The organism is Aestuariibacter sp. A3R04 (genome assembly GCF_018860805.1).
Lineage (GTDB): Bacteria > Pseudomonadota > Gammaproteobacteria > Enterobacterales > Alteromonadaceae > Alteromonas.
Window position 1 is genome coordinate 1,035,478 of record NZ_JAHKQR010000011.1, and the last position, 26,770, is coordinate 1,062,247.

The following is a 26,770-nucleotide window of genomic DNA, read 5'->3' on the forward strand; positions in this document are numbered from 1 at the left end:
TTACTTTAGAAACATTAGCATTTTGTCCGGTTCGTGCAGATATTCCATCCACCTGTTGTTAAACCTGACCATGGTGGCGCCGTCTATAAAACGGTGATCTGCAGACCAGTTTACGTGCATGATATGCTGCGCAATCACGCTGCCATCAGTGCTAAAGCGCGGTAGTTTTTGCGTTTTACCCAATGCAACAATCGCGGCTTCAGGCATATTGATGACCGGTGTGGCTGTTATTCCACCCAATACACCAATATTGGAAATAGAAATGGTTCCTCCCTTAAGGCTTTCGCCAGGCAATTTCCCTTCACGCGCTAAACCAATCAATGTTTGTAGTTCAATGGCGATATCAAGCAATGATAAATCCTGTACCCGTTTGATATTAGGTACCAGCAATCCCATTTTACTGTCCACGGCAAAACCAATATTGTGATCCGAGAAGTATTGTAGAGCAGTGCCATCATCGCTAAGCTGGGCATTGACAATTGGAAACTCGGTAAGCGCAAGGGAAAGAGATTTAATAAAAAACGGCATAAAGCTGAGTTTTACATCCCGCTTTTCAAACGCTGGTTTTAGTTTTTTCCGCAAGGACATGAGCGCATCCATTTGCAATTCATCACTAACGGTAAAATGGGGAATAGTTTTAGCTGAGGCCACCATTTGACGAGCCATGGCAGCCTGGATACCTTTCACTTTTACAGTGCGCCCCACTCCTGTGTTTTTTTGGCTGATTGGCTTTTTCGGAAGGTGTGCGGTTTTGACTTCGTCATGTGTGTCACTCCCTACTCTTAATTCTATTGCTGCGGCAACATCTGCTTTCAACACCCGCCCTTTTTTACCAGTGCCTACAATATCTGACAAGACGACCCCTTGTTCCCTGGCCATACGACGTACAGCGGGGCTAGCCATTGTTTTACCAGGTCGAATATAAACGGGTTCAAACTGACCTTCACTGCCACCATGACTTAGCTGACTACTGTTTTGAACTTGTTTATCGCAAGCAATATCACAAGACTGACCGTCACTTTTTTTATCTTGCGTCACATGATCTGCAATGGAACTATCACTGGCGGCAATGGAAAACAGAGGTTTGTGAACTGCCGCCACTTCCCCTTGTTGATAGTAGCGTTTGACAACCACCCCTGCGTGCTTCGCTGGTATTTCCACTACCGCTTTGTCCGTCATCACTTCCACGACTACCGCATCTTCTTCTATCTGTTCACCCTCTTCTACGTGCCATTTGACAATCTCGCATTCAACAATACCTTCACCAATATCCGGTAAAAGGAAATCCTCAACTGACAGCGCGTTGTTTGTGTCATTATCCTGCTTTTCTGCTGTGGGGACGACCGGTTGACTGTCATTGTTATGAGCAGATTTTTCCTGCGTTGTGGTCATTGCACCAGACAGTTCCATACTAAATAGCGGGGCGTGGACTTTTGCAATATCCCCTGGCTTATAAAACAATTGCTTGACCACACCACTGTACATTGCCGGAATTTGTACCGTTGCTTTGTCCGTCATTACTTCAGCTACAGGTTGGTCTTCTTCTATTAGTTCCCCCTCGGCTACCAGCCACGCTAAGAGTTCACATTCAACAATGCCCTCTCCAATATCGGGTAAAATAAAATCTGTAATCATTATCTAACCCCTTAATAATGCATTGTGCGGATAATCGCTTCATAGGTTTTCGTTTCGTCTGGCATATATTCCTTTTCATGTGCCAACGGAAAGGGCGTATCCAAACCACAAACCCTGGCGATGGGCGCTTCAAGGTACAGAAAACACTTATCTTGAATAGTCGTAGCTATTTCTGCAGCAAAGCCGCCGGTCATGGGCGCCTCGTGGTTTATTAGCAGTCTGTTGGTTTTCATCACTGACTCAATCACTGTTTCTGCATCCCAAGGCGCAATACTGCGCAAATCAATGATTTCACACGTTATCCCTTCTTCCAGTGCGCGTTCTGAAGCCCTTTGCAATATTTCAACTTGTGCTCCCCAACCCACCAAGGTTATGTCTTCGCCTTCTTGAACAATATCGGCCTTGCCCAAGGGGAGTTCATAGTCATCTTCAGGAACATCACATACCGAAGCACGGTAAAGACGCTTAGGCTCCATAAACAACACAGGGTTATCGTCTCTAATCGAGGCTAACAGCAACCCCTTTGCCTGATAAGGGTTACGCGGTACCACAATGCGAAGGCCCGGGCAATGTGCAAAAAAGGCTTCCGGAGACTGGCTGTGGTAATGCCCACCAGCAATTCCCCCTCCATAGGGCGTACGAATAGTCAGAGTGCCGCAACTGAATTGGCCTCCCGAACGGTAGCGAAATTTAGCTGTTTCATTGACGATTTGATCGAATGCTGGAAATATATAATCAGCGAATTGGATTTCTGCCACGGGAAAGGCTCCCTGTGCCGCGAGACCGTTGGCAAAACCAATAATTCCCTGCTCAGTAAGCGGAGTATTAAAGCACCGGCCCTTGCCAAACTTTTCCTGTAAATGACTGGTTGCCCGAAACACACCTCCAAAATGGCCGACGTCTTCGCCCAGCACCAATACCTTGTCGTTTTGTATCATCGCAGTAATTAGCGCATTGTTCACCGCCTGAAGAAGATTCATTTGTGCCATTACTTCACACTCCCTGACGTTTTCGGATACATCTGAGGATACTGCTTGATATGGCGCTTCAGACCATCTAGTTGCTCTTTGAGATGCCAAGGAACGTGATCAAACACATCAGTAACCAAATCATCCACAGGATTTATTTCTACCTTTTCTGCGGTTTTCAATGCCGCTAATACGTCTTCCCGCATCGTCTGTTGCTTCTTTTCGATACTGTCTTTATCTAACCAACCCTGACTATCTAACCACCGGGTGTAACGCAATACAGGGTCTCTTTGTTGCCATGTTTCTTCTTCTTTTTTGGAACGATACCCACTGGGATCATCGGAGGTAGAGTGCGCAGCCAGGCGATATGTCATGGCTTCAATTAATACAGGTTGCAGGGTGTCCAGAGCAAGTTGTCTGGCTTTCTGTGTAGCAGCATAAACCGCCAATGGATCGTTGCCATCTACACGAATGGTTTTAACACCATAGCCTATGCCTCGTGAAGCTATACCATCACCGGCAAATTGCTCTTCTGCAGGTGTTGAAATAGCGTAACCATTGTTTCTACAGAAAAAAATTACCGGGCAACCCAATACCGCAGCCATGTTCAGCCCAGCGTGAAAATCCCCTTCAGAGGCCGCGCCTTCACCGAAGTAGCACATAGTTACCGCGGATTCGTTAGCCATTTTCTGTCCATAAGCAAAACCCGCGGCCTGTGGAATTTGCGTACCCAAGGGGGATGAAATTGTCATGAATCCAAGTGCTTTGTCGCCATAGTGAATGGGCATTTGTCGCCCTTTATTAGGATCGAGTTTGTTGCTGAACATCTGGTTCATAAATTGTTCAGTACGATATCCCCGCCAGGCTAACGCTCCCTGTTCACGGTATTGCGACATGATCATATCTTTGTCAAATAGTGCAGCAGCGCTGGCTACAGTGGCCGCCTCTTCACCGGTGGAAGCCAGATAGAAACTAATGCGTCCTTGGCGTTGTGCCGCAACCATACGCTCATCGAGGATCCGGGTAAACTGCATAACCTCCAAAATGCGTTGCGCTTTTTCTTTTTCCAATACAGGCGCTGTGCTGTCGTCGTGGACAACACCTTCTGCAGACAGGATTTGCAACATGGGAATGTCAACGAGACCATTCTCAATAATATTTACCTTGTGAGTTACTCTCACTCGGGCAAGATGGTTTCTGTCTTTCACGTTTTGTATCCTTCAGTAGTATTCGCCACAGACGTGTTGAATGTAAAATCCATGCTAAAGCTTTCCAGTTGCAAAGACCTTGCTTATTGCGAGTTGGTAACAAACGTAGTAAGGATAGATATCACCAAGTTTGAGTGATATCGAAATTATTGTCCTACACATTTAACATTGATTTAATTTAAATGTGCTAATCATTTAACGAATTGGTTCGTAATGCGCAATGGGAAAGATTTTTTATGTTTAGCAGGTCTTTTATCATCATGAATCACTGGCATTCACAATTTGTTCAGCACCTCAACCTATAATGAAATAATGAATGTCAGAAAAACCTGTGGCTGTACGCCGTATAGCGCTCATTTTAATATAAGCTGGAGACTGACGGGACCTCGCACATGAATGGGATACTAGAATGAAAAAAATGATCGCCTTTGCCGTTTCTTGTGCGCTTGGCCTGAGCGTAACGACAGCGATGACCAGCACGGCATCTGCAAACCTGAGCAAAGATAACGTTAAACAGGAAGTATATATTGTAGAGCTCCAGGAGCAGCCCGTAGTTAATTATCAAGGAGATATATCTGGTTATGTTGCCACACATGCCACTCGTGGAAAAAAGCGGCTTAATACTAACAACCCCGCGGTCTTAAAATACCGGGAATACCTTCGCAAAAGGCAACAATGGATTCGCAATCAAAGCAGTGCAGAGCCTATTGCCCCCCCCATTGCAGATTACCAATTAGCGTTTAATGGCTTCGCTGTGAAATTGAGTGCCGAGCAAGCCAAAGCACTGCTTACCACCGAGGGGGTGAAATCGGTTAAAAAAGACAAGCGCTATCGCCTCAACACCTATGTGGGACCTGCAACTGTTGGCGCACCTTATATTTGGAATGGCAGCGAATCTAATTCCGCTACTGAGGTTCAAGGAGAAGGAACCGTTATTGCTATCCTCGATACTGGTATTAATACCGATCATCCTTCATTTGCAGATGTTGGCGACGACGGATACAACCACATCAACCCATTGGGCTCGGGAACCTATTTAGGTGATTGTGCCGGCGGTTTTCCCTCGCTGTGCAACGACAAACTCATTGGCGTTTACAGTTACCCGGCTATTTTAAGTGCGTATTCTGATAGTGATATTTTTCCCGCTGATTTGCCCAGAAATGGCGAAGACTACAATGGTCATGGCTCCCACGTGGCTGCCACCGCTGCGGGTAATGTGCTTTACAATGTGCCGGAAGTCGTCCCCGACTATGAACAGACCGAAAGTAACGGTGTAGAAACCGGCTTTATATTTGATACATTCTCTGGCGTCGCCCCACACGCAAACATTATCAGTTATCAGGTTTGCCAACCCGGTGAAGACGAAGACACCTATAGCGGATGCCTGGAATCAGTGATGCTTCAGGCGATAGAAGATATCATCGATACCAATATTGTTGATGTTGTGAACTTTTCCATTTCCGGTGGAGAGTTTCCCTGGGACACAGCGTTAAACCGCGCATGGTTAAATGCTCACAACGCAGGTATTTTACTTGCTCACTCAGCCGGAAACGATGGTCCCGCGATGAGTACGACAGACAAACATGCCCCTTGGCTAACCTCGGTCGCTGCTACTAGCCATGGAACCAACATCGTTTATGAGAAATCTATTTCTGATTTTTCCGGTGGGACATTTACGCCAGCAACTATTAAGGGAAACAGTAATTCAGGTGCTATCGAAGCTGAAGTAGTCTACGCTGGTGATTACGTTAATCGCAATGATCCTAATGGTGATCCGGGCCAGTGTCTTGAACCTTTTCCAGCCAATACTTTTCGCGGCGAAATCGTCGTGTGTGACAGGGGAACTATTGCGCGTATTCAAAAAGCCGTAAACGTGGCCCAGGGCGGCGCGGGAGGTTATATCCTTGCTAATATTCAAGGCGGAGACTCTTTTTTAGCCAACGATGCCTATGTGGTCCCGGGTATCCACATTAATGCTGATGACGGTGATACCCTTAAACGTTGGTTAGCAGATGGAAATAATCACCGAGCCACTATTTCTGCCGGTATCCTTTCTGTAGAAACTGACGATGACAAAGCAGACAACATCGCTGATTTTTCATCCCGCGGACCAAACGGCTCCGTTAGTACCCTCACACCTATGCTGTCTGCACCAGGTGTCAATATATACTCAGCATGGGCAGATGAGCACTACGGACATGACGAAACTGGTCCGGCACCTGCTGACTACGCCTATTCGTCAGGTACGTCTATGGCCAGCCCGCATGTGGCTGGGGCTTCACTATTATTGAAACAGGATCACCCCAATTGGACACCAGACCACATTCGTTCGGCTCTCATGTTAACCGCCGTCACAGATGTTCAGCTTGAAGATGGTCAAACAGCAGCGGATTGGTTTGCCATGGGAGCGGGGAGAATCCAAGTCAACCTGGCAACCCAGGCCGGTTTTGTGATGAACGAGACATATACAAATTACGAAGCCGCTAACCCCCGCAATGGAGGAGAGCCTCGATCGCTTAATATACCCGCCGTCGTCGATGATAATTGCGCAGGTACGTGTTCGTGGACAAGAACCATTACTGCGGTAAAATCCGGCTCATGGAATGTCACGACTTCTGCAATCACATCTGGACTGAGCATTAATGTGTCGCCTTCACAATTTTCGCTAACAGAAGGGCAATCACAGCAACTGACGTTTACCATTGATGCAACCGGCGTCCAAAATTATCACTGGGCCTTTGGGGAGTCGCGTTTTACGAGTCAAAGTTCCCCTGATTTACACATACCCATTGCAGTATATGCGTCCAATGGCACCATACCTCAATTTGTTGAATTCGAAACCCACCGGGATGGCGATAGTCGCCTGCTTAAGGACTTACTTTCTGTTGAAATTAAGGCGTTTAACTACGCGTCCTACGGTCTTACCAAATCCACCTTGTTACGCCCTTCCCTGTTGGCAGATGCTACACCTAACGATCTGTTTGACGACATTTCTGCGCTGTCAATCACTTCCCTGAATGTACCGGATAATGCCTTGCGTTTATATGCGGCAACCCGCCTGGCAGACGCCGACGATCTCGATCTCTATCTGGCATACGATAGCAATGGTGACGGCCTCCCACAGGAAAGTGAAATACGCCAGGAAAGTACATCTGTTTATGCCGATGAAGAAGTAGATCAACTCGCACCACAACCGGGTACCTGGTTTGTTATTGTGCATAATTTCGAGGGATCGGATTCCTCTGCTGACAACTATACCTTGGAATACGTTGTCGTAGATGAAGAAGACGAGGGCAACTTATTGGTGGAAGGGCCACAAACTAGTGGTGCAATGACCGCTTTTGACTTGCGCATCATCTGGGATCTCGGTTTCGCTGCAGTTGGCGATCGATATTTTGGCGCCTTCTCATTGGGTAGTGATCTCTCATCTGACAGCAATATAGGTGTTACCCACGTTATAGTGAGCCGTGAAGACAATGACGTCAGTCTATCGTCACCGGGCAGTGCTCGTGTAAACCGGGGCAACAGTCTAACCTTCGATGTGAATATTCTCGAGAATCTGACTGCAGAAGACCGCAACTATGACATAACCTTGCCTGTACCAGAGACTCTCAATGTGCTCCCAACCACTATAAGCAACGGTGGCACGATACAGGACAATGCAATCACATGGCAGGTCAATGTGCCGAGCAACGATACCACAGACGCGAGTTCGTCATCGAGTGCGACACTGTCATTCAGCGCCGTTGTAGAAGATACTGCGCACATTGGTCCCATATCGATACAAGCAACCTCAGACGTAACGAATATTCCCGGCGGGCAACCAGAACTAACGGCTGTTTTTGATGGCGTTCAAGTAGATGGCGCGCCTGTTGTCACCATTGCCGGAGCAAACTCCGCTACGGCAACTCTGGCAGTTGGTGGTCAGATTTCCATTACGGCCGAAGTATATGACCCCAATAACGACAATGTGTCTTATCAGTGGACACAAACCTCTGGAAGTGGGTTGAATCTTGTCAATGCGCAAAGCGAAACCGTGATCATTTCCGCGCCATCAAGCAGCCCAGGTACACAAAACACAGTAACCGTGACGGTAACGGATCCCGGTGGTAATACCGGCAGTGCGGACGTGGTAGTAACACTGGCGAACAATCAACCCCCGGTATTAAGCGTCTCAGCTCCTTCGTCTGTGATAGCGGGCAATACCATTACGGTGCGAGCGTCTGCGACCGATGCCGAAGAAGATCCACTGACTTTTGCGATAAACGGTGTTTCGGGCTCCGTGTTCAGTACGCAATCACAACTTACTGATGCTGGCAGCAATGTGTCTTTTGTCGTATCGGTAACTGATGGCACAAACACGGTAACCGACACAGTATCAGTGTCTGTCAGAGCCCCACAAAAAAGTAGTGGCGGCGGCAGCATGAGCGTATTTGTGCTGCTGGTACTGCCTGTAATATGGTGGCGTACGCTTAAAAAGGGAGCGACGTAAAACTTGGACGTTATTCGAAAGAAAGATTGCGACCAGTGGGTTTTTCATCAAACCGGTAATCTTTTTTACCGGTCTTTTTCTCACTTTCACTATGTTCATTGCGATATTGATGTACACTATAGTTCTTAATATTCAGATACCTGTATTTAGAGAAAACGTTGGCGCCGGATTTGTCCATTAGTACCCCCCCCCTTCGCACCTTACTCAAAAAGTTAGGCCCCGGAATTCTTATGGCTACTGCTGCAATTGGCGGGAGCCACTTGGTAGCATCAACCCAGGCTGGCGCGCAATTTGGCTGGCAACTCGTTTTGCTCGTTTTTCTGGTTAACGTATTAAAATACCCTTTTTTCCGCGCCGGTGTTTCCTACACAATGAGTACCGGCGAAACATTACAGCATGGCTATCTCGTACTGGGAAAGGGCTATTTGTTGCTGGCTTTGGCACTAAACGCATTAGCGTCTGTGGTAAACGCAGCCGCCCTTCTCATGTTTGCCGCCAGTTTACTGGGCTATTTTTTTCCCTTTCAATTGGCCATTCCAGTGTTGAGTACACTGGTGCTCAGTGCCATTTTATTTATTCTTATTGCAGGCCATTATTCCGCACTTGATAAAGTCGCCAAAATCATCATGATCACCTTGGTTGTCGCCACGGTCTCAGCAGCGGTCGTTGCTTGGCAAAATGGCGCAGTTGCTCCACCCGATTACGTTTCCCCTTCGCCGTGGACGATGGCTACGGTGGGCTTTTTGGTCGTCACCATGGGCTGGATGCCCGCGCCCATCGAGATCTCAGGAATTACATCGCTGTGGTTAAAGCAACAAAGAGAAGAAAAACAAGTCACCGCACAATCTGCCCTTTTTGATTTTAATCTCGGGTATCTCGCCACCATGTTACTGGCACTGGTATTTCTTGCATTAGGTGCACTGGTATTGCACGGCAATGGTGAATCCCTTGCGTCAGGTGGCATCGGCTTTTCAAAGCAACTAGTGAGTATGTATGCCGATACAATAGGTGAGTGGGCCAGGTGGTTGATTGCCATCATCGCGTTTCTGTGTATTTTTGGTTCTGCACTGACTGTTTATGACGGATATTCACGAGCGGTGGCTGAAGCACTGGTGTTACTTAAGGGACAACGTGACATACCGGAGAAGCTGTTCGTTATCACACTATTAGCTGTCGCGACTTGTAGCTTTATCATTGTTTTGTTTTTCAAGACCGCACTGCTCGCCATGCTTGCGTTTGCCATGACCCTTGCCTTTGTTACGACGCCGGTATTTGCCTTTCTCAATCACAAACTGGTGAATACTGTAAAACTCAATAGTGCCCTTTCACCCAGGCCGTGGTTAAACGCACTCAGTTACTTTGGGCTCGTATATTTATTCGGCTTTCTTGGGCTATTTCTCTACTGGAAATGGTTGTTGTAAGACGGTAGTAAGAATTGCACAGGTAATCATATTACAATGTTACACAGGATCTCGCTCACCTAGATTACCAACGTTCTCATTGAATTCAACAGGCATCTTTTTGCCTGGCTGTACGCCCAGAGTTTTAAAGTGCTCTACCTGTCTAACCAAGTTTCCACGGCCCTCAGAGAGCTTGTTCATTGCCTGCTCAAATTGTTTTTGGGTAGACGCTAACCCCTTGCCCACTTTGTCCAAATCAGTCACAAAACCCACAAATTTATCGTACAGCTTGGCGGCATGTTCAGCAATTTGCTGGGCATTTTGATGTTGGTACTCGTATTGCCAGATATTGTTAATGGTTTTAAGGGCCACCAAAAGATTAGTCGGACTTACGAGCATGATGTTGTTGTCCAGAGCGAAGGACACTAACTCAGGCGCCTCTTGTACCGCTAGTAAAAATGCCGGCTCAACCGGTACAAACATCAAAACATAATCAAGGGTTTGTAAGTCTTTTAAATCCTGATAGCGCTTTTGCCCCAAACCTTTAATATGTTGTTTAAGAGATAAGACATGGTCTTTAAGCAATCGTTCCCGTTCACTATCATCCGCGGCGTTGAAAAATTGCTCATAGGCGCGCAAACTTACTTTTGCATCGATAATCACGTCTTTACTATTAGGTAAATGGACAACCACGTCTGGCATTTGTCGTTTGCCTTTATCGTCTTTCACAGCGGTTTGCGTATCGTATTCATGGCCTTCCCGTAATCCCGATTGCTGCAAAATGCGGTCTAACACCACTTCCCCCCAGTTCCCCTGTTGTTTGTTATCACCTTTAAGCGCACGGGTAAGGGCAGCTGCTTCTTCTGTAATTTGCTTATTGAGTTCTTTTAATGACAGTATTTCAGTTTTAAGCGACGCTCTCTCCTGGCCTTCTCTACTGTGCTGCTCACTTATTTGCTTTCTGAAGGTGTCAATTTGCAGCTTGAGAGGCTCTAGAACTGCGGATATACCAGTCTGGTTCAGTTTGCTAAAAGTCTCGCTTTTTTGCTCGAAAATTTTGTTAGCCAGATTTTCAAATTGTCCTTGCAGACGTTTTTCAGCATCTTCAAGCAGTGCGATCTTTTCTTCGTTGGCTTTTTTGACTTCATTCAGTTGTACTGTTAACGCTTCGTGATTTGCCATGAGGGTTGAATATGCCCCCTGTTGGTCTCGAAATTCCTGCTTTAATTCATTGTAATCGCGCTGCAAGTGACTTAGCTGGCTGGCTTTTTGACTTAGCTCTCCCAATTGCCCCTGATTGTGGAGCAATCTCTCCCGGTAGTCTTCAAGCTCGTCCCGGGCAGCCAGTAAATCACGATGACTGTCTTGCAGTGCGATTTCATGCTGTTGCTGAATAAACGTACTATGCGCTCTGATTTGTTTACATTTAAATAAACATGCCAGAGCACAAAGCAGTGATAAAAACGTTGTGATCAATAGACCCAGACCAATGGGTGACAAAAATAGCGCCGTCATGAAGTCATCTCGTTGTTGTTGTAAACCTATTGTGCCAAAACCCAAAAAAAACGGGTACTACTGTGTACCCGTTTTTCGTATTCGTATATCTCTGCGTACGGTTATTTAGACAATTCTGCGTCCAATTCGGCTATCTTAGCTTTCCATATGGCAGGACCAGTTTGGTGGGCGTTAGCACCGGTACTGTCTACCGCGACGGTAACGGGCATATCTTCAACTTCAAACTCATAAATGGCTTCCATTCCCAAATCTTCAAAGGCCACTACACGGGCTTTTTTGATGGCTTTGGAAACGAGATAGGCTGCTCCACCCACCGCCATCAGATACACAGATTTGTGCTTGGCAATTGACTCTACGGTAGCAGGCCCCCGTTCAGCTTTGCCTATCATGCCGGCGATACCAGTTTTCTCAAGCATCATGTCAGTAAATTTGTCCATACGGGTAGCCGTCGTTGGGCCGGCCGGACCAACCACTTCATCGCCAACGGCATCAACAGGACCAACGTAATAAATAAATTTACCAGTAAGATCCACACCGTCAGGCAGTCCTTCTCCATTTTCAAGCATAGTTTGAATACGCTTGTGCGCGGCATCACGACCGGTAAGCATTTTACCTGATAACAAGACCGTTTCACCTACTTTCCAAGTTTGAATTTCTTCTGCAGTTACCTCGTCCATATTCACGCGACGGGTGTTTTTTGATACTTCCCAGGTAACTTCAGGCCATTCTTCTAATTTCGGTGCTTTTAGGTCAGCTGGGCCCGAACCGTCCAGATAAAAATGAGCGTGACGGGTAGCAGCACAATTGGGGATCATCGCTACAGGTTTAGACGCAGCATGAGTAGCAACAGATTTAATTTTAACATCCACTACGGTAGTTAGACCGCCCAATCCCTGAGCACCAATACCGAGCTTATTGACCGCGTTAAAAATCTCTACGCGAAGTTTTTCGTCTGTGGTTTGGGGCCCGCGTTCAATAAGCTCTTGAATATCAACAGGATCCATCAAACTTTCTTTTGCCAGCACTGCCGCTTTTTCAGCCGTACCACCAATGCCCAAGCCTAGCATTCCTGGCGGACACCAGCCCGCCCCCATGGTTGGCAAAGTTTTAACCACCCACTCAACAATGTCATCAGAAGGGTTGAGCATTACCATTTTTGATTTGTTTTCTGAACCGCCACCTTTAGCGGCGATCATCACTTCAATTTTGTCACCGGGGACCATATCAATATGAACAACTGATGGCGTGTTGTCTTTAGTATTCTTTCTGGCACCGGCAGGGTCTTCAACAATTGACGCTCGTAATGGATTATCTGGGTTGGTGTAAGCACGGCGGGTACCTTCATCGACCATCTGTTGCACGGTGAGATCGGTTTTGTCCCAGGTCACACCCATACCAATTTTCACAAAACAAGTTACAATACCCGTATCCTGGCACAGGGGGCGCTTACCTTCAGCGGACATCCTTGAATTTATCAGGATCTGTGCCATCGCGTCTTTTGCTGCCTGACTTTTCTCTCTCAGGTAAGCCTGCTCAACAGCCTTGACATAGTCCAGCGGGTGATAGTAAGAAATGAATTGCAAAGCATCTTCAATGCTATCGATGAAGTCTTGTTGACGGATAACGGTCATGGCGTCCTCTTTTCTTATAGCCTTTGTGGTGTAAGGGAATGGAAAAAGCGTATACTAGCGCATCTTTGCACCGTGCACCACGATTTCACTCTGCAACGATGGTGGTGATCCCTGTGAAAATGTTTAGCGAAATCAGAGTTACTTTATGTCGTCATCACGTCCGGCAGTGCTTGAAATAACAATACTGCCAACATCGTTATCACTGACAGAATTGTTTGTTCAACTGTCCTCAAAACCTTATGCAACCCTCTTTGACTCTGCGGAGTCAGACGCCGGGCGTTTTAGTATCGCCGTTTGGGACCCAGTCACCGTAATTGAAGCCAGGCAAGGTAAAGTAACTATTACCAACACCAAGACTGGCGAAGTCCAACCGGCGTTGGCCGACCCGTTTACCACAGTACACCGAGAAGTAGAGCGCCGTCTGGGTTCGACGAATATTGTTCATGATTTGCCCCAGACAGATGTAGACGCCCTGCCCTTCCTCATCGGGGCTGCCGGGCTTGCAGGATACGATACGGGTCGATATTACGAAGCTCTTCCCAACAGAGCAAAGGGCAATTACCTCTGCCCTGATTTTGCCGTAGGCATTTACGAACAATCGCTTATTGAAGATAAGCAACGCGGGATTATTTACGCCTGTAAACTGAGCCAACATCCAGTCTTTTCACTGCAACAGATGCCCGGTCGACGAGCACCTTTTCGTCTTTGCAGCGAATGGAAATCTAATTTAACTCAGCACAACTATCTAACGGCACTGACACGAATCCGACAGTATTTGCAGGCTGGAGATTGTTACCAGGTAAACCTGGCTCAGCGATTTACCGCCGAGTATGAGGGCTCAGAATTTTCAGCTTACCAAGCGTTGCGACAAGCGAACCGGGCGCCCTTTTCTGCATTTTTGCGTTTGCCCAACGCCACGGTTATGAGTATCTCTCCAGAACGCTTTTTGTCGGTGAAAGGCGGCATTGTTGAGACCAAACCAATAAAAGGCACTCGTCCGCGGTATAAAAACAAGCGCGATGACGAAAACAGTGCCAAAGCGCTGTTATCTGCAGAAAAAGACCGCGCCGAAAACCTGATGATTGTCGACTTGCTACGCAATGATTTAAGTAAACATTGTTTGCCTGGCTCAGTAGACGTTCCGTCTTTGTTTGCTCTTGAAAGCTACAAAGCAGTGCATCATATGGTAAGTACGGTGGTTGGTAAACTCAAACCTTCGTCCTCAGCCATGGCTTTATTGGCCGGTGCATTTCCCGGAGGGTCCATTACCGGCGCACCAAAAATACGCGCCATGGAAATCATCGACGAACTTGAGCCTCACCGACGAAACGTGTACTGCGGGTCAATATTCTACCTCGGTCTTCGACAAGACATGGATTCCAGTATTCTCATTCGTACACTTTTAGCTGAAAATGGTTATCTTCATTGCTGGGCTGGCGGCGGCATCGTTATCGATTCTGTAGCCACAGAAGAGTATCAGGAAACACTGGATAAAGTGTCCCGTATTTTACCTGTACTGGAGAAAGGTGTTGACTAGAACCGAATTCAATGCGCGTTTTCATCACATACGCAACGTGAAATACGAAGCCGACTACCCGCTAAAAGACTGTGGTAGGCAAGCCGCTGTGCTTATTCCACTGGTAGATTACGGTGAAAAGTTAGACGTCTTGCTTACACAACGTGCTAAACATCTACGGCATCATCCAGGCCAGGTGAGTTTTCCCGGCGGGGCAAAAGAACCCCAGGATACTGATCTGGTTGCTACTGCATTGCGGGAAACCGAAGAAGAAATTGGCCTTGATCCATCTTACGTGGATATTGTGGGCACACTGCCCCCCTACAGGACAATTAGTGGCTATAGTATGACACCGGTGATCGGTTTTGTTGCCCCCGGACAACGGCTGCGGGTCGATGAAAACGAAGTTGCTGATGTCTTCGAAGTACCCTTACGCACACTAGTGGATCGCAAAAAACACTTAATTCATTATGCCCAACGGGAGCAAAAACACTTTCCCATTTATTTTGTGCCCTGGAAGCAACGGATGATTTGGGGTGCGACTGCCGCCATTTTGCGAAACCTGTCTCATCATCTGTACCCATAGTGCTTTCGCGCGCAAGTCTGTGCAACGCAGACTTTACAATTCATTAGGTTTACTTATTTGGATATTAGCTTTTCTTTATTGTAGTTCGGTAGCGAACTAGGCAAGATCATTACAGTGAATTAATGAAATGACGATGAGTAGAAAAAGTTTATGATCAGTGTTTTTGATATGTTCAGTGTTGGCATTGGCCCTTCTAGCTCACATACTGTCGGTCCTATGCGCGCAGGGGCCGAATTTGCCAGTGAGCTCGCTACTACCGATATCATTGAACGCATCAGCAGTGTTCGGGTTGAACTTTTTGGTTCACTAGGTCAAACGGGGAAAGGCCACGGCACAGGTAAAGCTGTAATTTTGGGCTTATTGGGTGAGTTGCCAGAATCTATTGATGTTGAGAGCATTGATGGCATGCTTTCGGATGTAGAAAAGCAACAATGCCTCAAACTTAACGGTCAGCATCCGGTTTTTTTCCCCAATAAAAACGCCATAGTCTTCCACCGCCGTAAGACTTTGCCCAAACACGCTAACGCATTGACATTTTATGCCTATGACAAGTACGAAGCGTTGCTGAAAGCGCAAACCTATTACAGCATCGGCGGGGGCTTCATAATCAAAGACGAAGACTTTGATAAAGCCAAAACCCTGGCGCTAAACACGCAGACAAGTTTTCCTTATCCATTTAAAACCGCGGAACAACTTTGCCAGCAATGCGACGCGAACGGACTGCGTATCAGCTCACTCATGCTGAAAAATGAGAGTGTGTTACGGCCGGCAGCTGACGTAAAACAAAAACTGTTCGCCATATGGCTTACCATGAAAGCCTGCATTGATCGAGGAATCGAAAGTGAAGGTATTTTGCCTGGGGGCCTGAAAGTTGTGAGGCGTGCGCCGGGTTTATATCGCAGATTACAGTCAGAACGTTCCGCAGATCCAATGCAAACCATGGATTGGGTAAATCTTTTTGCACTTGCAGTAAATGAAGAAAATGCCGCGGGTGGGCGGGTTGTCACCGCACCCACTAATGGCGCAGCTGGCATCATTCCCGCGGTACTCGCCTATTTCGACAAATTTATTCGTCCCGTTGATGAAGAAACCGCTGCCCGATTTCTGCTCACCGCCGGCGCAATTGGTATTCTTTATAAAGAGAATGCTTCAATCTCCGGTGCTGAAGTGGGTTGTCAGGGCGAAGTAGGTGTCGCGTGTTCAATGGCTGCTGGCGCATTGGCAGAGATTATGGGGGGTACCGTAGCTTCTGTAGAAAATGCAGCAGAAATTGGCATGGAACACAATTTGGGGCTTACATGCGACCCTGTGGGTGGCTTAGTGCAAGTGCCGTGTATCGAGCGAAATGCCATGGGCGCGATCAAAGCGATTAATGCAAGCCGTTTGGCGTTGCGAGGATCCGGAGAACACAAGGTTTCATTAGACAAAGTAATAAAGACCATGCGAGACACCGGCAACGACATGAAAACCAAATACAAAGAAACCGCACGGGGCGGTTTGGCTGTGAATATAATCGAGTGTTAACGCCTGCACGTCGGCGCGGGTTACTTCACGGGTAAGGTAATGCCTCTGAACATTTTTTCTACTTCGTCATTGTTCTTCAGCATCATGGCTTTCTCCACTTTGTCTTTGGTCAGATGTGGAGCAAAGCGCTCAATAAAATCGAACATGTATGTTCGCAAAAATGAACCTTTGCGAAAACCGATTTTCGTTGTGCTGTAATCGAATAAATGTGAGGCGTCAATTTTCACCAAATCGTCGTCAAGTTCTTCACTGACCGCCATAGACGCAATTACGCCAATCCCGACACCTAAACGCACATAGGTTTTAATCACATCCGCATCCGTCGCTGTGAAAACAATTTTGGGTGTCAGGCCGGCACGTTCAAACGCTTGGTCGAGTTCGGAGCGGCCGGTAAAGCCAAATACATAAGTTACCAATGGGTATTCGGCGATATCAGCAATATCGATGGTGCCCTTTTTAGACAACGGGTGATCTTTATTTACAATCACACTTCTATTCCAGTGGTAACAGGGCAACATAACGAGGTCGTTGTACAAATGCAGTGCTTCGGTGGCGATGGCAAAATCTGCTTCGCCTTTTGCCGCTAAATCTGAAATTTGTGATGGCGTACCCTGATGCATGTGCAGGGAAACTTTAGGATACTTGTTCATGAATCCTTTAATTACGTCAGGCAGTGCATAACGCGCTTGCGTATGAGTCGTCGCAATATTCAGTTTTCCCTGGTCTGGCAACGTGTGCTCCCGGGCCACAGATTTAATGCTTTCGACTTTGGACAATATCTGCCGGGCAATGTTAATAACATCTGCCCCTGCGTCTGTTACGTGGGTAAGGTGCTTGCCACTTCGACCAAAAATCTGTACCCCCAGTTCATCTTCGAGCATTCTTACTTGCTTACTAATACCCGGCTGAGATGTATACAAGCTTTCAGCGGTAGCAGATACATTGAGGTTGTTGTTCTGGACTTCTACGATGTAGCGAAGCTGCTGTAATTTCATCTGTGGTGTCCCTCACCGACTGGAACGTTATCATTTCTGAGGTAACGTTATAACTAAAAGCGCGGATTATTGCTATAGTGCATTTTGTTATAGTATTTAATAATGACGTGCTAAACGTGAATTAGGAACCGCATTTATAGCCTGATATGCTCGTGTTTACGGCCTAATCGCCCGGTTGTAGTTCCCGTTTTCCAACGGTTTACTCAGGTAGTAGCGAGGTTTTATGTCAATACAAAATGTCGAACAGACCATTGATTTCTCTTCTGTTTTAGCAGCAGCAGTCCATGACATGAAAAACTCACTGTGTTTACTAATTCAATCTATTGAAACACTGAACGAAACCGTCGGAGTAGAAAATACAGAGGCTAGGGAACAGGTTGCCAGTGTGCATTATGAGGCGACGCGCTTAAATACTAGTTTGATGCAAATTCTGTCTCTTTATCGCACCGAACTTGATACGTTACCTATTACCGTTGATGAGTGTTTTGTCGATGAACTGTTCGAAGATGTTATGTCTTCTGTCCGGCTTTACATGGAACAGAAAAATCTCTGTGTTACGGTAACAGTAGACAGTGCACTGAGCTGGTATTTAGACAAGGAATTGATTTTCCTGTTGGTTAACGATGTTCTTATTAACGCAATGCGATATGGTACGTCACAAATAACCCTTGGCGGGTTTATTGAAAATAACCGCTTAGTAATACGCATCGAAGACGATGGTCCGGGGTATCCCGAATCCATGTTGTCCCGGTCTGACGAAGCATTATCCACATTTCACGTCAGTCAAGGGCGCACAGGGCTGGGCTTATACTTCGCGCGATTAATTGTTCGGGCCCATGACACAGAAACAGAAAAAGGTACTATTTCACTCACCAACGGCGGTGCCCTAGGTGGTAGTGTTTTCGAAATGAAATTGCCTTAAGATCTAACGATTAAAGACGATAAATTCTTTATACTGATCGAAAAGACCAGTATAACAGGACCAATTTGGAAGCTTTTGCATGTTTACCATAATAATTATACTCATTGTGTTGCTTGTAGTGATGGCGATTGTCATCAATGGCTGGCAACAACACCGCGCGAAACAAGAAGCTGAACGCAGAACGGAACTTGCAAAATTCCGGGCCATTGTGGATGAAACAGAAAATGTAATTATGGCCTGCGCGAACATGCCCGTGTCACCTCGGTTAATGCAAATACTGCATACTCGGGTCCTCGGTGCGTTAAAAGCACAAGCAGAATTAGGCGCAGGATCAGCTGACATAAAACAACGAATTGCAGATGCAGAAAATAGCCATTCCAATGCTGCGGCAGCAGATCCAAACCCACAGGGAGAATTTTCACTGCCAGACAATGATAAACTCATTATTCAATATATTCAGGGAGTAAAGAAGCTACGGGTTTTACTTCGGTCTGAACACAGCAAAGGGAAAATAGATGCCCGTACTTTTGCGGAAGAAGACAAAAACCTTGAACGTCTGCAGTTAAAGGTAAATGTAGAAACACTGGTAAAACGGGGAAGAAGTGCGCTGCAATCGAATATGCTTGGATCCGCCCGCCAGTATTTTGAAAAAGCGATCACGGCACTGGACAATCAAACGCAACCTGATGACTATATTTTAAGTCGTGCCAGCACACTAAAAGAATGGCTGAAAACCATTCAGGACGATTTAAAGAACGCGAATGCAGAAGACCGTGCGAGACGACAGGAAGAAGAGCGTGATGAACTTGACGAATTGTTTGCGCCCAAGAAAAAGTGGTAACAGTACATTGTGACGTTAATCATACAGCTTGAGCAACAATGGGCTAATAGGGTTTAGCTAAAGGTAGCTGCACAGTGTTTCCAGAAAGCATCTGCCGCCACAGACAAACTCCCTCTCGTATGCTGGATGAGTCCTACGGATTTAGATAGGGGTTTTTCCTTGAGCGGTAAGCATACAAGCCCCTTGCTCTTCATTTGAGCCCGACACAACTCGGGCACCACTGAGACCCCCATACCCTGAGCGATAAACTGCCCTACCGAACCTAACTGACCAGTTTCAGTTACGATATTTAACGCCCCTCTTCCCTCTGCAGCTTCCTCTGTCCAGCGTCGGACTGCCGATCCTCGATTCATAGCTACGAACGGATAGGATAATACCGCTTGTAAACTAACTTCTGCCTCTTGTGCCAGCGAATGTTCAGGATAAACAACAGCAATAAAGTCATCCACAAACAACGGGTGATAAATCAGGCCATCTTTTAGTTCCGGCTCGAATGTAAAGCCGATTTCTGCTTCACCACTTAATACTGAAGTAATAGTTGCCTCCATGACAACATCTAGTACGCGCAGCCGAATGTTGGGATGCATTCCGTGAAAGCGCTTCAATATACCCGGCAAACAGCTTTCTGCGAAAGACGGCATAGCAGCAATCGTCAGTTTCCCCTGATTCATAGCAAACAGGTTTTGCATATCCTGAAAGGCTTCATCCCAGTCATTTAATAGCCGTTTAGCAGTGGGAAATAACGTTTCCCCTTCCGGTGTCAACGATACTCTGCGAGTACTGCGACTGAACAACTTACCCCCGAGTTGCTCTTCCATCTTTTTAATGGCACTGGACAACGCCGGTTGTGTAAGGTGGAGTTTTTCAGCAGCCTCTGCAAATGTTGCCGATTCAGCAACACAAACAAAGGCCTGCATATTTCGGTAAGAAATAGCCATACTATTTAAATAAATTTATTAATAATGATATAAAATCAATTTTACAAAATTTTATCCCTAACCGATACTCTTATTGTCGAATAACTCATCAGATAGGAGAAGCAAATGGCAGGTTTCGATAAAGTTGTGACCAGCTATGAAGCGGCGATGGAGGGTCTCTCAGACAACATGACCATCGTTGCAGGCGGTTTTGGTTTGTGTGGTATTCCCGAAGGACTTATTTCACAGATAAAAAAAACCGGTGTTCGGGGTCTTACTGTTGTATCAAATAATTGTGGTGTAGACGGATTCGGTCTGGGTATTTTGTTAGAAGACCGTCAGATCAAAAAAATGGTCTCCTCTTACGTGGGTGAAAATGCCTTATTTGAAAAGCAATTGCTAAGTGGCGAACTAGAAGTAGAACTCACGCCACAAGGTACACTGGCGGAAAAGCTTCGCGCCGGTGGTGCTGGTATACCTGCTTTCTATACAGCGACCGGATACGGTACTCCCGTCGGTGAAGGAAAAGAAGTAAAGGAGTTTGGTGGACGCCCTTACATTCTTGAAGAATCTATAACCGGTGATTTCGCCATTGTAAAAGCATGGAAAGCGGACCGATATGGGAACTGTATCTATCGTCATACAGCTCAGAATTTTAATCCCATGGTGGCCACCGCCGGTAAGATTACAGTTGTCGAAGTAGAAGAAATTGTAGAGCCGGGCACGTTAGATCCCGCAACTATCCATACCCCTGGTATTTACGTCAACCGTATCATTAAGGGCACTTTCGAGAAGCGAATTGAGCGCAAAGTGACTGCGAAACAGGAGGCATAATCATGGCACTTACCCGAGAACAAATAGCAATGCGCGTGTCGCAAGAGTTTAAAGATGGTGACTATGTAAACCTTGGCATTGGCATTCCAACCCTGGCAGCCAATTTTGTGCCAGATGGTATTGACGTTATGCTGCAGTCTGAAAACGGGTTGCTGGGCATGGGTCGCTATCCTACCGAGGAGGAAGTTGACGCTGATATGATCAACGCGGGTAAAGAAACGGTGACAGCCATTACCGGCGCATCCATTTTTAGCTCCGCCGAGAGTTTTGCTATGATCCGTGGCGGTCACGTAGACTTCACCGTACTGGGCGCGTTTGAGGTAGACGTAAACGGCAACATCGCTAGTTGGATGATTCCCGGTAAACTGGTGAAGGGCATGGGCGGTGCCATGGATCTTGTGGCAGGCGCAAAGAATATTATTGTTACTATGACTCATGCAGATAAACACGGTAATTCGAAACTACTGGAGGCATGTACACTTCCACTTACCGGCGTAAACTGCATTACCCGCATTATTACCGATTTAGCTGTGTTGGAAGTTAAAGACGGGGCATTTCATCTAAAAGAGCGCGCACCGGGCGTTAGCATTGAAGAAATTCGCAACAAAACTGCCGGTGCTCTGGTGACCGATGGTGATATTCCCGAAATGAGCGTTAGCAGCCAGTGAATTACGGGGAGTTTTGCTCCCCTGTGCTTTCACTTCCTTAAGCATTCGTGGATAATATCCCTATTGTTACTGAAGAGGTTTCCCTTTGCTTATTGTTGATCTTCCCGTCCATCATAAAATTATAAAACGCCTGAGTGAAAAGGGGTTAGAGACCCTGACTGAGATCCAGGAAAAAACCATTTTGCCTGCTATGCAAGGCAAAGATATCATGGCATCGTCAAAAACAGGTTCGGGAAAAACCTTTGCTTTTTTGATCCCATTGGTTCACCGGCTAATGACAACGAAGGCGCTCAGTCGACAAGATCCAAGAGCATTAATCCTCGCCCCTACACGAGAACTCGCCAAGCAGGTATATTCTGAATTACGGAGTTTAGGCACAGGTTTAGGTATTCAATGTGCGCTTATCGTCGGTGGAGAGAATTATAACGATCAAACCAAGGCACTGAGAAAAAATCCCCATGTAATTGTGGGTACCGCCGGCCGTATAGCGGACCATCTCGAAGACAAATCTTTTTTCATCAACGGCCTCGAACTACTCATTTTCGATGAAGCCGACCGCATGATGGATTTAGGCTTCGCAGATCAACTTAATCTTATTAACCGCTTTGCCGATCACCGCAAGCGTCAAACGATGTTATTTTCCGCCACATTGGATAACATTGCATTACAACACCTGACAAAAAGTCTGTTGAAAGCGCCGGTACGGGTGGCTGTTGGCGACGCTACAGAAGCTCATCAGGATATTAGTCAAACCTTGTATTATGCAGATGACGTTGGCCACAAAGACCGCATGGTGAGTGGGCTACTAGCGAGTTTCGACTACAATCAAGCTGTTGTTTTTACCGCCACTCGGGAAGATACCGATCGCATTGCAACACTGTTAAACGAAGCGAAATTAGATGCCATTGCTTTGCGTGGCGATTTGCCACAAAACACGCGCGCCGCTATCATGAATAATTTCAGTCGCGGTCAGCACAGCGTATTAGTTACTACAGATCTTGCCTCTCGTGGCCTTGATTTGCGCAAAGTAGGGCTGGTCATTAACTTTGATTTACCAAAACAGGCAGATGAATATATTCACCGCATAGGTCGAACCGGTCGCGCTGGTGACAAGGGCGTTGCCTTATCATTCGTGGGTCCACGGGACTGGACGAGCTACCTGAATATTAAAGCCCATGTAAACTACCCTCTTGAATGCGAATCCAATGAGAAATTTCCGGCGAAGTTCAAAGGTAAACAACGGCCAATAGCAGAACAACAAAGCGGCGCGGAGAAACAAAGGCAACATCGCAAACACACTACTTCAAGCCCAGCGACAAAGAAAAAACGGGTAAATACTATGCAAGGCCAAGAAGCGGGTAATATGCCAATTGTGAAGCGAAAAAGAAACTTATCACTAGATGACGAAGAGGAATAAAAAAGAGCGGGCTCTGCCCGCTCTTTTCTAACTGCTAATATTCCCACCAGGCTTCTTGCCACCAAGTAAGAAATTCGTCGAAATCAATATAACCGTCATTATTACTATCAATGAGTTTAAACCCTTCCTGAACATGACTCGCCTTTGTTTTGGGCGACAGCACAGTCAGTAACTCGATAAATTCTGGCAAATCGATCTGACCGTTACCGTCTTGATCGAAAAAGCTAAAATCTTTTTTTATTTCAGCGATTTTTTCTTCAGATAATTGCGTACTCACTGATTTTTCCTACTCTCTACGACTTAGAAAGCCAGTTTAACGTTCAACGGTATCAGTGTCTACTGCAGGGGCGTTTTGTTTAGCGGCAAGAGCCCGGGCTCGCTGAGCTTGTGCTTTTTCCTGACGTCGCTTTTCCATCGCCAGCCGGGCTTCGGTACCAACGTGCTCTTCAGCTCTGGCTTTAGCCAGTTGTACCTGTTTTTCCCGTTCCCGGAAGCGCGCAAGCTGTTCCTCGCTATGAGTGCCGTAACAACGGGGACAACTTACACCCGGCTCATACTTATCTGATTGCTTATCGGCTTCTGTAATGGGCAACCGACATGCGTAACACGCGTCATAATGACTTTTTTCCAAATCGTGATTAACCGCAACGCGATTATCAAAAACAAAACAGTCACCTTCCCACAATGAAGTCTCTTTTGGCACATCCTGCAAATACTGAAGAATCCCCCCTTCCAGGTGATAAACCTCATCAAATCCCTGCTCTTTAAGATAAGCCGTAGATTTTTCACAGCGAATCCCACCGGTGCAAAACATGGCCACCTTTTTGTGTTTTTTGGGGTCCATGTTCTCTTTCACATAGTCGGGAAACTCACGGAAAGTTTTTGTTTTTGGATCAACCGCATGCTTAAACGTACCGATCTCAATTTCATAGTCATTTCGCGTGTCAATGACCAGGACGTCAGGATCACTAATCAGTGCATTCCAGTCTTGTGGTTTGACGTAAGTCCCCACAGTATGACGAGGATCTATACCTTCGACACCCATGGTGACAATTTCTTTTTTCAATTTTACTTTCGTACGATAGAAAGGCTGCGTTTCGTGTAGAGACTCTTTAAAAGAAATAGGATTAATTCTCGGGTCGCTGTTAAGGTATTCAAGCAGGCCATCGATAGCTTCTCTGGAACCAGACACCGTACCGTTAATACCTTCTTCGGCGAGCAGGAGCGTACCCTTAATACCCAGAGACACCATTTTTTCAGTTAGTGGCGCCCGCATGGCGACATAGTTTTCAAGCGCGACAAATTTGTACATCGCGCAAACGATATATTGAGACATGTTGTGTTCACCTTTGCTAATTGGAACGTAAAACCAGTGCAAATTGCGGCGCGCAATATACCAAAAGACAGCCTGATTGCCAAATCAAGCTGTTAGTAGTGTTCGGGAACCCGTGACAACATCCGCTAACAATGTCACGTCTTTACTTATTTTCGGAGCAGCATTTGCGTTCAGCTTTTGCCGGGTGGCCAGGCTACAATTTGCTCTTACTTCAGGGGGAATAGCGAAACAGTCGTTTTTGTGACTCAACGGATCAGGGTGCATGATTTGCCACAGTGACAGAGCGCGAAGATGGCTTTTACTTACCAATTCTGAAGACACTTTCAATGCGTGGTAATGTTCCCTGTCTGCCTCCAAACTTGGCCGGGGGTAATAATTGAGCCGTTGGGGATAATCACTGTCAGTGACTTTGTCATCGTCAGGATCCGGAGGCACACGCAATGCTTCTTTGCCGGGCTGGCTTTGCATCGCCATGTATAGTGAGAAGAGCGCACGATGGCTAGTAGCACGCACTACTGTGCCTGACCACTCAAGATCTTGGCTTAAAACGGAATGAATAGTCTGGGTAATGTCGGTACCATCTTTCATAGTTATCGTATCGGCAAGTTTTGGCATACCATTAGTCACTCAGGTACTATTTTTAATACTTGCCATTTACGGCATAGCCGCCGATCATTGGCCTAAAGTCTACCTCGAGGAGCCAGTTTCACATGAAATACGCAGATAAGCGCGTTTTGATTGTGGAAGATCAACGCCCGTTTCTGCTCTTGTTAAGAGGGCTTTTACACGGCATGGGAGCAACTGAAGTCGTTACTAAACCGTCGGCTGAACAGGCCCTGTCTTTGTGTAGAAAGCGGAAGTTCGACATCATTATTTGCGACTTGCACTTGGGTGTCGATAAAAAAAATGGTTTTGAGCTTATCGATACTCTTAGAACACAAAAATATCTCAAACCCGACGCTATATTTATGCTGATCAGTGCAGACAGCACACGGCCTGTTGTATTGGGTTCACTCGATCGCGGACCCGACGACTATCTCATTAAGCCATTTTCTCAAGCACAAATAAAATCGCGACTCAACAGAGCGTGGCACAAACGACAAGCCCTATTACCTGTGCATCAGGCGCTTTTTGACGACGACTTTAACCGCGCATTCAGCAAGGCAAGAGCTTTGTATAAGAGCGACAATCAATACAAGGGCTCGCTCACAAAAATTCTGGTGGAATTACACTGGCAGCGCAGTGAATTCATTGAAGCTGAGTCACTACTAAACGCATTTGAGTCTAATCGTTCAGTGTCTTGGGTGGCGCTGGCCAAAGCACAAAATCAACTAAAAATGGGCAACATAGACAACGCCGAACGCCTTGCAAATCAGGTAATAGAAAGTAACCGCTTTAGCGCGGATGCCTATGACGTACTAGCACAGTGTTTGGCAAAAAAAGGTCGTGGACAAGAAGCACTGGAACACATACGCTTCGCCATAAAAATATCACCCTATTCGGTTACCCGCCACCACATTGCCTGCCGGATTGCCCGTGAACACCACGACTATGAATTGGCCAGCGATAGCGCGCTCGCCATTTGGCGGTTGTGCCGAAAAACACAACAACAACATGCAACCTACTGGTGCGCCTATATTAGAAGTTTACTGGATGTAGCAGAGCACACTGACGATAGGAAAATCAAAAACCGCTATCAGCAGGAAGTGACGTTAGCAATACAGCGCGGTAGAGCAGATGAATACTTATCCCGCCATAATGATGAATTTGATTTGGTCATCTATGAACAACTCACCTATGCAAGAATTTTCAGCCTTGATGGTAAACTCGTAGAAGCCAAGCGAGCGCTGGTGGACAGTCAAAATGCTATCGCCCACAAGTACGAGAAATATCCTGCAGATTATGCCCCTGATAGTCTTACGGTAATGTATTCGTTGGGCGACTATGAAGAAGCAGAAGAACTGCATGACCGATTACAGAAAGCCGGCATTAAGTTACGGGATGATGACGCCGAACGAATTGAAACCTGTAGGATACGAGTTAACGATAAACGCCTCCAGTATATCCAGCACAACCGCGAAGGCATTCATCACTATCAACAAGGCGAGTATCGCAAGGCGTACACGTCATTTGAAATGGCACTAAAATTCTCGCCCGTAAGCACAGGTGTAGCCCTGAATCAACTTCAGTGTATTGTCAAACTGCTATCAGGCGACAATAAACAACAGTTGTCACTCAAAGCCGATTGCCGCCGTTTAACAAATCTGTTGGCAAATACATCTATGAAACCGGAACATCAACAAAAATACGAGGCACTTAAAACCGAGTTAGTCTCCATCACAGGGATAGCTGCATAGCGCAGTGG

22 protein-coding genes are annotated in these 26,770 nt (G+C 46.4%); 11 read left to right on the plus strand and 11 right to left on the minus strand.

The features are described from left to right. The 3 genes from KO518_RS14045 to KO518_RS14055 are packed head-to-tail and all read right to left on the minus strand — an operon-like array spanning nt 1 to nt 3,811. A complete protein-coding gene (locus KO518_RS14045; RefSeq protein WP_216026427.1) occupies nt 1–1,635 on the minus strand; it encodes a dihydrolipoyllysine-residue acetyltransferase in 1,635 nt (544 codons plus the stop codon). A gap of 11 nt (nt 1,636–1,646) precedes the next feature. Then, nucleotides 1,647–2,624 (minus strand): alpha-ketoacid dehydrogenase subunit beta, encoded by a 978-nt coding sequence (locus KO518_RS14050; protein ID WP_216026428.1) that lies wholly within the window; start codon nt 2,622–2,624, stop codon nt 1,647–1,649. Beyond that, nucleotides 2,624–3,811 (minus strand): thiamine pyrophosphate-dependent dehydrogenase E1 component subunit alpha, encoded by a 1,188-nt coding sequence (locus KO518_RS14055; protein ID WP_216026429.1) that lies wholly within the window; start codon nt 3,809–3,811, stop codon nt 2,624–2,626. The genes KO518_RS14050 and KO518_RS14055 overlap by 1 nt, the downstream gene beginning before the upstream one ends. Nucleotides 3,812–4,220: 409 nt before the next feature. On the opposite strand from KO518_RS14055, the gene KO518_RS20145 reads away from it, so the two are divergent. Continuing rightward, the gene (locus KO518_RS20145; RefSeq protein ID WP_216026430.1) at nt 4,221–8,303 is read left to right on the plus strand and encodes a S8 family serine peptidase; all 4,083 of its coding nucleotides are present in this window, start codon (nt 4,221–4,223) and stop codon (nt 8,301–8,303) included. A 10-nt stretch (nt 8,304–8,313) separates the two neighbouring features. On the opposite strand, the gene KO518_RS14065 is transcribed toward KO518_RS20145, so the two are convergent. Beyond that, entirely contained in the window at nt 8,314–8,481 is a 168-nt protein-coding gene (locus tag KO518_RS14065) for a hypothetical protein (protein WP_216026941.1), read from the minus strand. 52 nt (nt 8,482–8,533) lie between these two features. On the opposite strand from KO518_RS14065, the gene KO518_RS14070 reads away from it, so the two are divergent. Next, nucleotides 8,534–9,724, plus strand: a complete 1,191-nt coding sequence (locus KO518_RS14070) for an NRAMP family divalent metal transporter (RefSeq protein ID WP_252736125.1) — start codon at nt 8,534–8,536, stop codon at nt 9,722–9,724. Nucleotides 9,725–9,763: 39 nt separating this feature from the next. On the opposite strand, the gene rmuC is transcribed toward KO518_RS14070, so the two are convergent. After that, on the minus strand, nt 9,764–11,218 hold the full coding sequence (gene rmuC / locus KO518_RS14075) for a DNA recombination protein RmuC (RefSeq protein WP_216026432.1): 1,455 nt from the start codon (nt 11,216–11,218) through the stop codon (nt 9,764–9,766). A 101-nt stretch (nt 11,219–11,319) separates the two neighbouring features. Further along, on the minus strand, nt 11,320–12,849 hold the full coding sequence (locus KO518_RS14080; protein ID WP_216026433.1) for a fumarate hydratase: 1,530 nt from the start codon (nt 12,847–12,849) through the stop codon (nt 11,320–11,322). Nucleotides 12,850–12,994: 145 nt separating this feature from the next. Here KO518_RS14080 and pabB point away from each other — a divergent pair, with 145 nt between their 5' ends. The 3 genes from pabB to KO518_RS14095 all read left to right on the plus strand — a co-directional run bounded on the left by pabB (nt 12,995) and on the right by KO518_RS14095 (nt 16,475). Continuing rightward, nucleotides 12,995–14,386, plus strand: a complete 1,392-nt coding sequence (gene pabB, locus KO518_RS14085) for an aminodeoxychorismate synthase component I (RefSeq protein WP_216026434.1) — start codon at nt 12,995–12,997, stop codon at nt 14,384–14,386. Beyond that, nucleotides 14,379–14,951: a CoA pyrophosphatase gene (locus KO518_RS14090; RefSeq protein WP_216026435.1), complete on the plus strand. Its 573-nt coding sequence runs from the start codon at nt 14,379–14,381 to the stop codon at nt 14,949–14,951. The genes pabB and KO518_RS14090 overlap by 8 nt, the downstream gene beginning before the upstream one ends. 150 nt (nt 14,952–15,101) lie before the next feature. Then, complete coding sequence (locus KO518_RS14095) at nt 15,102–16,475, plus strand: L-serine ammonia-lyase (protein ID WP_216026436.1); 1,374 nt, start codon at nt 15,102–15,104, stop codon at nt 16,473–16,475. Between the two features lie 20 nt (nt 16,476–16,495). Here KO518_RS14095 and cysB read toward each other — a convergent pair whose 3' ends face one another. After that, nucleotides 16,496–17,470, minus strand: coding sequence for an HTH-type transcriptional regulator CysB (gene cysB / locus KO518_RS14100; protein ID WP_216026437.1), 975 nt, complete (start codon nt 17,468–17,470; stop codon nt 16,496–16,498). A gap of 223 nt (nt 17,471–17,693) precedes the next feature. Here cysB and KO518_RS14105 point away from each other — a divergent pair, with 223 nt between their 5' ends. After that, nucleotides 17,694–18,392 carry a sensor histidine kinase KdpD gene (locus KO518_RS14105; RefSeq protein WP_216026438.1) on the plus strand — a complete coding sequence of 233 codons (699 nt, stop codon included), beginning with the start codon at nt 17,694–17,696 and terminating at the stop codon, nt 18,390–18,392. A gap of 79 nt (nt 18,393–18,471) precedes the next feature. Then, the gene (locus KO518_RS14110; protein WP_216026439.1) at nt 18,472–19,233 is read left to right on the plus strand and encodes a hypothetical protein; all 762 of its coding nucleotides are present in this window, start codon (nt 18,472–18,474) and stop codon (nt 19,231–19,233) included. Nucleotides 19,234–19,286: 53 nt separating this feature from the next. Here the strand turns inward: KO518_RS14110 and KO518_RS14115 are convergent, their stop codons facing one another. After that, nucleotides 19,287–20,171, minus strand: coding sequence for a LysR family transcriptional regulator (locus KO518_RS14115; protein WP_216026440.1), 885 nt, complete (start codon nt 20,169–20,171; stop codon nt 19,287–19,289). 105 nt (nt 20,172–20,276) lie between these two features. Here KO518_RS14115 and KO518_RS14120 point away from each other — a divergent pair, with 105 nt between their 5' ends. The 3 genes from KO518_RS14120 (at nt 20,277) to KO518_RS14130 (ending at nt 23,069) form a co-directional block, all read left to right on the plus strand. Next, entirely contained in the window at nt 20,277–20,984 is a 708-nt protein-coding gene (locus tag KO518_RS14120; protein ID WP_216026441.1) for a CoA transferase subunit A, read from the plus strand. A 2-nt stretch (nt 20,985–20,986) separates the two neighbouring features. Next, nucleotides 20,987–21,652 carry a CoA transferase subunit B gene (locus tag KO518_RS14125; RefSeq protein WP_216026442.1) on the plus strand — a complete coding sequence of 222 codons (666 nt, stop codon included), beginning with the start codon at nt 20,987–20,989 and terminating at the stop codon, nt 21,650–21,652. Between the two features lie 85 nt (nt 21,653–21,737). After that, nucleotides 21,738–23,069, plus strand: coding sequence for a DEAD/DEAH box helicase (locus KO518_RS14130; RefSeq protein ID WP_216026443.1), 1,332 nt, complete (start codon nt 21,738–21,740; stop codon nt 23,067–23,069). Nucleotides 23,070–23,103: 34 nt separating this feature from the next. On the opposite strand, the gene KO518_RS14135 is transcribed toward KO518_RS14130, so the two are convergent. From KO518_RS14135 to KO518_RS14145, 3 genes are all read right to left on the minus strand, one after another. After that, nucleotides 23,104–23,346 (minus strand): EF-hand domain-containing protein, encoded by a 243-nt coding sequence (locus KO518_RS14135; RefSeq protein ID WP_216026444.1) that lies wholly within the window; start codon nt 23,344–23,346, stop codon nt 23,104–23,106. Nucleotides 23,347–23,382: 36 nt separating this feature from the next. Then, complete coding sequence (locus tag KO518_RS14140; protein WP_216026445.1) at nt 23,383–24,405, minus strand: rhodanese-related sulfurtransferase; 1,023 nt, start codon at nt 24,403–24,405, stop codon at nt 23,383–23,385. A gap of 84 nt (nt 24,406–24,489) precedes the next feature. After that, complete coding sequence (locus tag KO518_RS14145) at nt 24,490–25,020, minus strand: VC2046/SO_2500 family protein (RefSeq protein ID WP_216026446.1); 531 nt, start codon at nt 25,018–25,020, stop codon at nt 24,490–24,492. Nucleotides 25,021–25,115: 95 nt separating this feature from the next. Between KO518_RS14145 and KO518_RS14150 the strand changes: the two genes are divergently transcribed. Beyond that, entirely contained in the window at nt 25,116–26,762 is a 1,647-nt protein-coding gene (locus KO518_RS14150) for a response regulator (protein ID WP_216026447.1), read from the plus strand. The last annotated feature ends 8 nt before the right edge of the window (nt 26,763–26,770 follow it).